The sequence below is a fragment of the Prevotella scopos JCM 17725 genome (assembly GCF_018127785.1).
Taxonomy (GTDB): Bacteria; Bacteroidota; Bacteroidia; order Bacteroidales; family Bacteroidaceae; genus Prevotella; species Prevotella scopos.
Map to the genome: position 1 here is coordinate 753,826 of NZ_CP072389.1, position 11,634 is coordinate 765,459.

The 11,634-nt window shown below is 39.4% G+C and carries 12 protein-coding genes; 5 read left to right on the plus strand and 7 right to left on the minus strand.

Annotated elements, in window-relative coordinates:
• Positions 1 to 16: 16 nt before the first annotated feature.
• Positions 17 to 667, plus strand: a complete 651-nt coding sequence (locus tag J4856_RS02855; RefSeq protein ID WP_025836486.1) for a DedA family protein — start codon at positions 17 to 19, stop codon at positions 665 to 667.
• Between the two features lie 35 nt (positions 668 to 702).
• Complete coding sequence (locus tag J4856_RS02860; protein ID WP_025836488.1) at positions 703 to 1,389, plus strand: sigma-70 family RNA polymerase sigma factor; 687 nt, start codon at positions 703 to 705, stop codon at positions 1,387 to 1,389.
• A 24-nt stretch (positions 1,390 to 1,413) separates the two neighbouring features.
• Here J4856_RS02860 and J4856_RS02865 read toward each other — a convergent pair whose 3' ends face one another.
• The 5 genes from J4856_RS02865 to aspS all read right to left on the minus strand — a co-directional run bounded on the left by J4856_RS02865 (position 1,414) and on the right by aspS (position 6,696).
• Positions 1,414 to 2,439 (minus strand): esterase-like activity of phytase family protein, encoded by a 1,026-nt coding sequence (locus J4856_RS02865; protein WP_025836490.1) that lies wholly within the window; start codon positions 2,437 to 2,439, stop codon positions 1,414 to 1,416.
• Between the two features lie 383 nt (positions 2,440 to 2,822).
• The gene (locus tag J4856_RS02870) at positions 2,823 to 3,890 is read right to left on the minus strand and encodes a mannose-1-phosphate guanylyltransferase (protein WP_025836492.1); all 1,068 of its coding nucleotides are present in this window, start codon (positions 3,888 to 3,890) and stop codon (positions 2,823 to 2,825) included.
• Positions 3,891 to 4,017: 127 nt separating this feature from the next.
• Positions 4,018 to 4,347 (minus strand): hypothetical protein, encoded by a 330-nt coding sequence (locus J4856_RS02875; RefSeq protein ID WP_025836494.1) that lies wholly within the window; start codon positions 4,345 to 4,347, stop codon positions 4,018 to 4,020.
• Between the two features lie 69 nt (positions 4,348 to 4,416).
• The gene (locus J4856_RS02880) at positions 4,417 to 4,698 is read right to left on the minus strand and encodes a winged helix-turn-helix domain-containing protein (protein ID WP_025836496.1); all 282 of its coding nucleotides are present in this window, start codon (positions 4,696 to 4,698) and stop codon (positions 4,417 to 4,419) included.
• A gap of 240 nt (positions 4,699 to 4,938) precedes the next feature.
• A complete protein-coding gene (gene aspS / locus J4856_RS02885; protein WP_065367885.1) occupies positions 4,939 to 6,696 on the minus strand; it encodes an aspartate--tRNA ligase in 1,758 nt (585 codons plus the stop codon).
• Positions 6,697 to 6,985: 289 nt separating this feature from the next.
• On the opposite strand from aspS, the gene J4856_RS02890 reads away from it, so the two are divergent.
• A complete protein-coding gene (locus J4856_RS02890) occupies positions 6,986 to 7,372 on the plus strand; it encodes a DUF1573 domain-containing protein (RefSeq protein ID WP_025836497.1) in 387 nt (128 codons plus the stop codon).
• A gap of 781 nt (positions 7,373 to 8,153) precedes the next feature.
• Here the strand turns inward: J4856_RS02890 and J4856_RS02895 are convergent.
• Both J4856_RS02895 and J4856_RS02900 read right to left on the minus strand, forming a co-directional pair.
• Positions 8,154 to 8,699 (minus strand): FHA domain-containing protein, encoded by a 546-nt coding sequence (locus tag J4856_RS02895; protein WP_025836499.1) that lies wholly within the window; start codon positions 8,697 to 8,699, stop codon positions 8,154 to 8,156.
• Positions 8,700 to 8,886: 187 nt separating this feature from the next.
• On the minus strand, positions 8,887 to 9,885 hold the full coding sequence (locus J4856_RS02900; RefSeq protein ID WP_455430427.1) for an HU domain-containing protein: 999 nt from the start codon (positions 9,883 to 9,885) through the stop codon (positions 8,887 to 8,889).
• 140 nt (positions 9,886 to 10,025) lie between these two features.
• On the opposite strand from J4856_RS02900, the gene rfbC reads away from it, so the two are divergent.
• Positions 10,026 to 10,580 (plus strand): dTDP-4-dehydrorhamnose 3,5-epimerase, encoded by a 555-nt coding sequence (rfbC, locus tag J4856_RS02905; RefSeq protein ID WP_025836503.1) that lies wholly within the window; start codon positions 10,026 to 10,028, stop codon positions 10,578 to 10,580.
• 103 nt (positions 10,581 to 10,683) lie between these two features.
• A complete protein-coding gene (locus tag J4856_RS02910; RefSeq protein ID WP_025836505.1) occupies positions 10,684 to 11,475 on the plus strand; it encodes a DUF4738 domain-containing protein in 792 nt (263 codons plus the stop codon).
• The last annotated feature ends 159 nt before the right edge of the window (positions 11,476 to 11,634 follow it).

Consider the following 11,634-nt stretch of genomic DNA (forward strand, 5'->3'; position numbering starts at 1 on the left):
TAATAACATAATCATTATGAGTTTTATCACATCGATGCTCGGACATCTCAACTATGGCACCATCTTCGTTTTGATGCTTCTTGAAAGTACGATTATCCCAGTACCATCAGAGTTAGTCGTTGCCCCAGCTGCCTATCATGCTGCCGCAGGCAACCTTGATATATGGTTGGTAATCCTTTTCGCTACATTGGGAGCAGACATTGGTGCAACAATAAACTATCTCGCTGGATGGTATCTTGGTCGCCCTATCATCTATAAGTTTGCTAATAGCAAATGGGGACATCTTTGCTTATTGAATCAAGAGAAGGTGGAAAAGAGTGAGAAATACTTTGATGATCATGGTATGGTTGCCACTATCACTGGTCGCCTCCTACCTGGCATACGTCATCTTATATCCATTCCAGCAGGATTGGCAAAGATGAATTATTGGAAATTCTTGCTTTATACAACTATTGGTGCTGCTTCATGGCATAGTATTCTCGCCTTCTTAGGACATTACATGCACTCTTTTGTACCAGAAGAGCAACTCGAAGAGAAAATCTTAGAGTACGGTGAGTACATCAAGTTTGGATTGATTATTTTGGTTATCCTTGCGTGTCTGTACATCCTTGTTAAGTGGTATATCAAGAAAAGGAAGAATGACAATAGTAAACAACAGCAGGTATAACACAATATACTGATAATTAACAAAATCTCCCTGTTATGACTTTAAACGAAAAATACATCGAAGATATCGTCAATGAGCAACTTCTTTCAGATAAAGAAGAACATGAGTTAGCTAAAAAGATAAAGGTTGGCGATGCTAGTGCCTTAGAGAAACTTACCAAGGCTAACTTGAAGTTTGTCGTATCGTTGGCACATCAATATCGTAATCGTGGTTTAGGCGAAGACGATTTGATTAGCGAGGGAAACATCGGTATGATGTATGCCGCACAGAAGTTTGATGGTTCACGGGGCGTACGCTTTGTTGTCTTTGCTGCTCCTTACATCCGTAAGGCCATGGAAGAAGCTATCAAAGAGCAGGCTACACTGTATAAACTTCCTAAAAACGAGACGAGTAAGTTTGAACAAAAACGTTCGCATGCAATCTCTATTGACCAGCCAGTACCCGTAGGAAGTAATAACAACTTCACCCTTCAGCACATCCTTGAGAACGAGAACGCAAAGCATGCTGATGAACATCTTAACCGAGAAATCCTCAGCAATGAGATTCAAAAAGGCTTAGATGTACTCAATGACCGAGAGAAAAGTATCATCACCTATATCTATGGACTGGGCGGGGCTAACTATACAATGGCTGAGATTGCGGAGTACATGGGACTGAAACGTGAACGCGTACGTCAGATTCGTGACAAGGCATTGCGCAAACTTCATAAAAAGATGAAATAATGGTTGTACAGAACGATAAGATTATTATCGAATGATAATCGTACGAAACCAGTCACGTAGCACACCACCATACTGGTCTTGACTATCAGCACAGAGCACGATAACTTGGCTTCCATCTACAAGACGGGGACCAAGACACATTCCCTCATAATTAGCTAGATTCTGACGAAGTAAGCCCAAGGAGGTCTTCCATGCTGCAACAAGTGTCTTATGCATATACGGACTATCAGAATCTAGCCCTTTTTCTTGACTAATAGCTACAGACGCCATTGGATTGACACAATATATCTTATTCTCAACAAAAGATCCAAGCTTACTCGTCGTCACCAAGAACTCGCGCTCGAGAATAAGTACCCATCCATTATCTAAGGCAATCATAGCAGGGACACCCATCGCAAAATTTGAAGCTGAAGGATGATTTTCAGCTGTGTCCATCAAATAAGCATACTGCTCTTTAGGAGCCAAAGAATCATCAAAAGACTGCATACGAAGTCGATTTTGCACTAGATTTGTAGCGGTGGCTTGCTTCCCATCAATTTTCAACGTACTTTCAGAGGTTGTCCAGAAACGATGTGTTTGCGCATTATACGTAAGTGCTTCAAAACTATAGGCAGGCGTGGCTGTGCTAAAGATAGACGGTATCGCCAACTCCCTACCCGTTAGTTTACCATCCATTCCAAACTCAACTACCCTATTATCAGCTTCACGAGAGATAAACAACGTACTGTCCTTTGAAAAGAAAGCAATGCCTTCTTCGTCCTTATTCGCCGTTCCAGACGAAAGAAAGCCTTCATTTTCAATACTTTTTATATCTCCACTTACATTATCAATCAAAATACGGAAGATGAAAAAACCACTTTCTGCTGCCTTGTCAGATACCACAGCATAACGATCACCACCCAACCATGTCAGTCCGCTATAATTCCCTTTAGGGACAGTATGCTGAAAATGATGCTGGGGATTGATACGCACAAGCTGCGGAGTTTGCGCAAAGAGCACAAAAGGGGAAAAAGATACAAGGAAAAATATAAACTTAAATTTTAGTACCATTGTCGTATTTGTATTTAAGCTATCAAAAGACCAAGACTATAACAATTGGTTTTGGTCATTAACTTCGAGCATCACGATAACAAACGTTCTTACTATGCATCTTTCGCCTACGTGCAGATACTCCGCACATGTAGTGCACATGCCCCGCACCATTGGTGTTCATGCTCCGCACAATTGGTGTTGAGCCTAAACACCAATTAACAATATGTCAGATTGAGAACGAATAGACATCTACTTCCCATTTAACTATAACTAACTGAAAGTTACGCTGCAGAGTGAAAGAACTAATTTCACGAAGCATATGAAAAGATATATGCGTAGGAACTAGTTAAAAAAACTATCCCTACGCAAACAATTCTATCAAAATCTTTATTCAAGAAAGATTAACCTTCACCCGTAAATTGCTTCAAGCGCTGTTCTTCAGTGAGGCGACAGATAAGCAACTTACCATCTTGTTCAGCTACAATATAACCATCAAGTCCTTGAATGACGACTTTACGCTCCTCTGTTGTATGAACAATACAGTTCTTACTATCAAACAGATGCACGTCATTACCAATCACAGCATTACCATAGATATCATGCCTCGTATGAGCTAACAAAGAGCCCCAAGTACCTAAATCACTCCATCCAAAGTCTGCTGGACAAACAAAAATCTCCTCTGCCTTTTCCATAATCGCATAATCGACAGAGATATTTTCACATTCAGGATATACTTCATCTATGAAACGCTGTTCATCTACGGTTCCCAAGACATCCATGATACGCTCAAAGATTCTTGCTATACTTGGCTGATAGATACGGAAGGCATTAACAATCGTTGATACACTCCAAATGAAGATACCAGCATTCCAGAAAAAGTTATTCTGCTTAATATATTGTTCAGCAGTATGCAAATCAGGCTTCTCACGGAACTGATCAACACGATAAATTTCACGATTACGTGCTGATGCTGTTGAGAGATCGGCCTGTATATAACCATAGCCTGTCTCAGGACGTGTTGGTTTCATACCCAACGTTACCACAGCATCGGTCTCTGCAGTAAACTTCAAACAGTTAGTGATAACACGCCTAAACTCTGTATCATTTGCTACAATATGGTCACTTGGTGACACCACGATGTTAGCTTTAGGGTTTTCTTTCTTGATACGCCAGCTCACATAAGCAATACAAGGAGCCGTGTTGCGACGACAAGGCTCACTCAAAATATGATTTAAGGGTATCTCCGGAAGCTGTTCATGAACCAAAGCTACATACTTTTGGTTTGTTACAACCCATACATTATCTGGCGAAACGACATCAGCAAAACGATTATACGTCAGCTGTATAAGCGTTCTTCCAACGCCTAAAACATCAATAAACTGCTTAGGACGCTCTGCAGTACTCATCGGCCAGAATCTACTGCCAACGCCTCCCGCCATAATGACAAGATGATTATCAGTTTGTGCCATAACTATTATCAAAAAATTAATATGATTGCAAATATACAAATAAAAATGAATAACAACAATTATTGGTGTAGCTTTTTCATTTTTAGTCGTTCTTACCAAGAAGAATTAAGGGAAACAGGCTGAAATATTAGCACTCAAAGAGATTCAAGCTTTGATCCTCAACAGGCTTCTCTTTGGGTGTTTCAACATCGTCACGAAACTGAATATACAGTTGTTGCGACAAATTACAATGTTCGTTAAGTCGATACACTCCTTTACTTCTCTTTTCAACAAGGGAAACAACAGACTTACTATTTTTCAAAAGGAATGATTGTACATATTTATGCACCTCGTTCTGACAGAGCGGATTGAAAAAAGAATTACAAGCATTAAAAACATGACGGGAGATTTTCTGAACAGAAAGTCCCTCGTTACCAGCTTCAGCAAGAATCCTTAATATTTCTCTATCGTAGTGCATACAAAAAAAGGGAGCCTATATCTTCTATTATACAGACTCCCCCTCATGTGTTATAACAATTACTCTTTATTAAGCAAGAGCAACCTTGTCATTTTCTCCATTAACCTTACCCTCCTTGAAGAGCCAGCCAATACCAAGGTAAACTTCCTCAGTACTAATCTTGGCAATCTTGGCAATCTCAGCAACTGTCAAAGCCTTAGCCTCAGCAGCAAGAGCGTTGTAAACATCGCCAGCCTTAAATCCAACATTCTCTGCATTAATAGCTACTACTGCTTTCTTTGCAGGAGCTTTCTTAGCAGGAGCCTTCTTTGCTGCCTTAGGAGCAGACTTAACTTCTTTTTTTTCTGTCATAGTTGTACACAATTAAAGTCTCATTCAAGCAATCGAATAGTCCTATTTGTATTTATCTACAATAAGTAATGCTAACAAATAATAGAATTATAAACATTCCGGCATCTGACGCTACTTATTGTTTGCAAAAGTACAGCTAATAATTCAAATTATCAAAGACTTACAACGAAAAGTAACAGATAGAGAGTCCTTTATCTCCTCTATGCTAAAATTATTGATATAAGTCAACGAAAATGAGACTTATGCTTTCAAATCCAACTTGATTTCTAGCTCGTCTAACTGCTTTTGATCAATGAATGAAGGAGCGTCCAACATTACATCACGTCCACTATTGTTTTTAGGGAAGGCAATACAATCACGGATTGAGTCGAGACCAGCCATTATACTTACGAAGCGATCGAGACCGAAAGCAAGACCTGCATGAGGTGGTGCACCATATTTGAATGCATTCATCAAGAAGCCAAATTGTGCCTTTGCACTCTCTGGCGTGAAGCCAAGGACCTCAAACATCTTTTCCTGCAACTGGGTATCATGAATACGGAGTGAACCTCCACCAACTTCAATACCATTGCATACAAAGTCGTATGCCTTTGCGCGAACTTGCTCCGGATGCTCATCCAACAACTTGATATCATCAGGATTAGGCATTGTAAATGGATGGTGAGTGGCCATCAAACGCTGCTCTTCATCACTCCATTCGAACAATGGGAAGTCAACAATCCAAAGACACTTAAACACGTTCTTATCGCGAAGTCCTAAGCGATCGCCCATCTCAAGACGCAAAGAACAGAGTTGAACTTGTGTCTTTCTAACATTATCACCAGAAAGAATCAATACAAGGTCGCCATCCTTAGCACCTGTTGTTTCTTTCACCTTCAGCAGCTGATCCTCTGTGTAGAACTTATCAATAGAACTCTTGATAGTACCATCAGCATTATATTTGATGAATACAAGTCCCTGAGCACCTACCTGTGGACGCTTAACAAAATCGGTCAATTCATTGAGTTGCTTGCGGCTATAATCAGCACAACCAGAAACAACAATACCACCAATGTACGCAGCTTCATTAAAGACAGAGAATGAACCTGTGCCTTTCAGGTCATCCATCAGCTCAACGAACTCCATACCGAAACGCAAGTCTGGTTTATCAGAACCAAAGCGTTTCATTGCATCGTGCCATTTCATCTGCTCTAATTTAGGAAGCTCAATGCCACGAATCTCACGGAAGAGATGGCGTGCCATTTCCTCAAAAAGATTAATAACATCTTCCTGATCTACGAATGACATCTCACAGTCAATCTGTGTAAACTCTGGCTGACGGTCAGCACGTAAGTCTTCATCACGGAAACACTTTGCTATCTGGAAGTATCGATCAAAACCAGCTACCATCAACAGCTGCTTCAGTGTCTGCGGACTCTGTGGGAGTGCATAGAACTGACCTGGGTTCATACGTGAAGGAACTACGAAGTCACGAGCACCTTCTGGGGTAGAACCGATGAGAATAGGCGTTTCTACCTCCATAAAGTCTGCAGCATCGAGGAAGTTACGAATGAGAATTGTCATACGATGACGTAACTCCATATTCTTACGTACAGCCTCACGACGAAGGTCAAGGTAGCGATATTTCATGCGGAGGTCGTCACCACCATCAGTATTATCTTCAATAGTGAATGGAGGTGTCTCAGAACTGCTGAGTACATTCAATTCCTTGACAATAATCTCAATATCACCAGTTGGAATCTTACTATTCTTACTCTGACGCTCATTAACAATACCCTTTACTTGGATGCAATATTCACGTCCTAACTTGTTAGCTTCACCACAAAGTTCTGCATTGTCGGCCTCATTGAAAACTAACTGGGTAATACCATAGCGGTCACGGAGATCGACAAAGGTCATACCGCCCATTTTACGCGTGCGTTGTACCCATCCAGCAAGGGTCACTTCCTTGCCTGCGTCTGAAAGGCGCAGCTCTCCACAAGTATTTGTTCTATACATACCTTATTATATGTTTATTATATTTCGCTTCTGTTATTAACAAAAAGGAGTATTAACTTCCAATCGTTTAGTTTTATTAATCTCCTGCAAAGATACGAACTTTAAATTAAAAATGGGAAACACCTAATGAAAATATCAAATTTGTTCTGCAGGTTTTAATGTTAATACGATAGGTAGAAAGACGATAAAATTTTAATTTCTCCTTAATTATTGTGAAATTTTAGTGAAACAATAAACTTTCTGATTACTTTTGCATCGAACTTATAAATATCAATTAAACAAAGACGACATGAAAAAGTTCTTATTAATGACAATGATGTTAGTTTTCGGACTGACATTTGCTGCAGCACAGAATCAGGCAGAAATTAAATTTGATAAAGTAACTTACGACTTCGGTACTTTCTCAGACGACAATCCAGTGCACAAAACAACATTCACATTCACAAATGTGGGTAAGGCCCCGTTGGTAATTAACCAGATTGTTGCAAGTTGTGGTTGTACCATACCAACCTATGATAAGCGACCAATTGCTCCGGGACAAAAAGGCACGATTGATGTGACATACAACGGAACTGGTAAGTTCCCAGGACACTTCAAAAAGAGTATTACCGTACGTACAAATGGAAAAGTTGAAATGACACGCCTATATGTAGAAGGTGTAATGACTGGAAAATAAGTACTTAGATATGAACAATAAAGCCGGCTTTTACTGATGTGTAGAAGTCGGCTTTATTGTTTTATAAACATCCTGCATTTATCCATTTTGTAATAATAATTCACATTTACGTTTTTTGTTGAGACTGAACAGCTTTTTAATTAAGCCTCAATTGTCTTCTAAAAGGTGCCCTTTTGCGGTCTAACTAAGGCTCTTTTGAAGCCTTACTAAGCACCTATTAGAATACCGCGCCATAACTAACTGATCCCCACATAGTTACAACGTCAGAAAAAGACACTATTTCTAAGGTTTTTAACTGCTAAACGCTCATTTCTGTATAAACTATTTTCACGATCTAATATACTCAATTCGAAAGGTTGGAATTATACAAACACAAAATAGATAAACAGATTTACATAATGAACATATTATTCAATGTACATAAACGGAAGAAATATAGAGAACTACGAATCACGCGAATGTATGTAGAAAAGGGCAAGCAAATAGCTTACTTGTTAACTAACCAGCTGCCAACCAACATAAGGTGTGTCTCTGTTTCTATTCCCCTCGCCATTCGGAGAGGGATTGGGGTGAGGATTATAATTTCCTGTCATTCCTATCACTTATGACCGACATCTAACTTGTTATATTTCAAGAAGATGCATGAAATGTTAAAAATGACAGCAAACTGAAATTAAACCTTTCTATAGAATTAGTAATAGTCGCCTTTGTCTTGACACTACTTCTCACTCCAACCTTAAAAATTCTTCAGTTCTTGCAGCCCTCCTCCCCCATACTATCTCTACTGAGCCACGTTCTCTTCATCAGATGTATGAAGAATAATACTTGTTGCACCTATCGTAAAGAGTGTCCCATCTTCAATAAGACGACGCTCACGGTCGCCGAGAATGACGTTGTCAACAAACGTACCTGTATAAGATGGGCCATCACGCAAAACATATTGCAACTTTCCTTGTTTGTTCCTACTCACAGTAATCGTACAATGCGTCATGTCAACACTTGGGTCAACCGTCTCAATAGGACAATTAATAGGATTACCTTTCATATAACGACCGATAACATTTTCACCCATGTGTAATGGGATAACCTGACGATAATGAAAGACATTCTCAATTACATGAAGCGAACCATACTTATTTTCAGCATCTTCATCCATTGTCGCTTCGTTCTCTTCCTTTTGTGTCTTACGCAATTTAGAGACACCCATACGAATACCGAACTCCTTATTACATTGAGGACACTGAAATACAAGACGTTGTCCTGACTTATATTTTGTTTCATCGAAAGTTATGAAGTTATCACACTTCGGACATCTTACTCTCTTCATATAATAAAAGTAATTTTAATAAAAATGCCCCTCACCTCGTAAGAGGAAAAAGAGGCTCTCATGGAGAAATGAACAAGGCTAAACAGATACAAATGTCGAAAAGCCTGTTCTTCGACTATAATTATATTGGATTTTGTTTGAGAAAGGAGTAATTAACTTCAACCTTTTAAAGCTAATGTGTTAACGCTTACTTCCCTATCTCTATCACCCAAGCTTCCTTAAATGGTGTGGTCTTATTGATGACCTTCATTTTTGCAAAAGCTTCTTGCTGACTTGAGAAATAGCCACAGAGCACCTTTATACTCTCACTACCTTCATAGACACGTATGTCAGTGAGACCATTCTTCTGCAATTTATGAACAAAGGCACGTGCATTATTTTCACTTACGTGACTTGCCATAACGATTGCCCAATAATGAGAAGAGATAGATGGAGTTGCCTTCTGTGCAGTCTTTACACCAGCCACATGACTACTTGGTATTACCGCATTAAACCGTTTCGAAGCATTCGACGTATCATCAGAGTCGAAGATATTATAGAGTACACCACTTTTAATTTGCGGTTTATCATACAAGCCCTTTCGAGTTGACCCAGGGAATGCAACAAGGAAGACTGCCGTTAGGAAGACTGCTGCCGCCGTAACATTACGTAAAGCGCGCATGCTGATGCTAAGACGTTTGTTTTCACTATCAGAATCGTCAACAAATACAACGCCCTGTTTTTGTGTCTTGACTTCTATCGTCGTTAGTGTAGACTGCTTTTGGTTTTCAAGTTTTTTAAAGCTAAAGCTACTTAAACCATAATAAAATGGCGTCAGTATGCCACTTTCGAAAGGTTCAAACTCCAAATTACCATCAGCATTTCTTGAAAGACTACCAAGGTCATTCAATTCAAATAATCCTTCCTCATCTAATCTTCGGTAAATCTCATCAACCTCATTTTCTATCTGCTGCAAAGCTTCTGGATAGCTTAAATCGTAGGCATCAACATAAGACTGTACCAACAATGAGTCGTTCATTCGCAACTGTGCATTAAAGCCAAGCGTACGATAAGGTGGCAGGAACAAGCCATCCTGCTCATCATATCTAGCTGAAATATGATGGGCAACAAAGCCACCTAAGCCCGGAACAATGACACAGTCATTTCCCAGCAGAAGAATCTCTATATGTCGGTCGAGTTTTATCACGTTTGCAAAATTAAGTAATTTATTTGGAAGTGGCAAGTTGCCAACGTTAAATTCTTGCTTAATGAATGAAATAAGGTCGTAATTCTTCCGATAATCGATAAAACTTATTATCTTTGCATTAAGAACTAAAAATTAAAACTATGGAGTTTATTAAGACCGAAATCGATGGTGTTTGGATTATTGAGCCTAAAGTATTTAATGATGAAAGGGGTTATTTCTTCGAGTCTTTCAAGCAGGCAGAATTCGACAAACACATAGGCTATCATGTTGATTTCATTCAGGACAATGAGTCTAAGTCAAGCTATGGTGTTCTGCGCGGACTTCACTATCAAGAAGGTGATACCGCTCAGGCAAAGTTGGTACGTGTCATCAAAGGAAAAGTTGTTGATGTCGCTGTTGACCTCCGCAAGAGTTCTCCAACATTCGGCAAGTATGTTATGGCGGAGTTGTCGGAAGAGAACAAACGTCAGTTCTTTGTGCCACGTGGCTTTGCACATGGATTTCTTGTACTTTCTGACGAGGCTATCTTCACTTACAAGGTAGATAATGTTTATTCTCCACAGACAGAGGCAAGTCTTCGATGGAATGATGAGACTGTAGGTGTTAAATGGCCTATCGATGTCAAGGACGTCTTACTTTCAGACAAAGACCTTAACAAAGGATTGTCTTTAAAGGACGCAAAAGTGTTTGAATAAACTTAAGAAGTGACTACAATAGCGGACGCAAAGAGGCTGCATCCGTCATAACGAATTCTATTATGAGCGCACCACCAATGCGTTCAACCAGGTATCAGCAAAGATGAAACAGAAGTTATTTCCCTACTTAATAATACTAATGGCTCTTTTAACAGCATGCAACAATCGTGGTACAGATTTTCAACAGAAACACGAAGACAAGCAAGCAAAAGAGATGCTACAGGGATTATGGACCAATGGTGAGAACAGTGATCCGGCTATGTTGGTTAAGGGAGATAGTATTTTCTACCCTGACTCAGCCAGTATGCCTGTACGCTTCTGGATTTATCAAGATACCATTTATTTGCAAGGTCAAAACATTCATGGGTATAAAATAGAAAAGCAGGCAGCTCATTTATTTAAATTTGCCAACCAAAATGGTGATGAAGTAAAGTTGATAAAGAGTTACGACAAAGCTCTATACTCTGCATTTAACTATCATGTTTATGCGATGAATACCTTCTTGGAGCAGTCGCAAGACACTATCATCCGTACAGATTTAGGCTATTTTGAAAGTAAAGTCCATGTTCAAACGACATCTGACAAGGTTGTTAAATCAACTTATAACGATAACGGAGTGGAAGTTGATAACATTTATCTTGACAATGTTGCATCCTTACGATTGTACAATCATGGTACACCTGTCTTTGCTCATGACTTCCGTAAACAAGAGTTCCAGTCACTCATCCCAAAAGAGTTTCTCTCTCGCAGCATCTTACGCAAGATGTATTTCACGCAAGCTGATGCCAAAGCTCTTTATTACTATGTAATCATTGGAATCCCTGATGCTGACACAACATACGTTATCGAGCTGCGAGTAACACCTGATGGTAGGATGAGTAAGAAGCTGAAATAATATAGATGATTACGATAAATCATCCAAAGGGCGTCATATAAGTTCTGTTTTATAGTTAAAATTATTCCTATCAAACATCATCTATACAAGGGACAGAAGAATTGTTCTTGTAGTGATTATCAACAAGTTGTTGATTGATAGGCAGTAAAGCGCTTATTA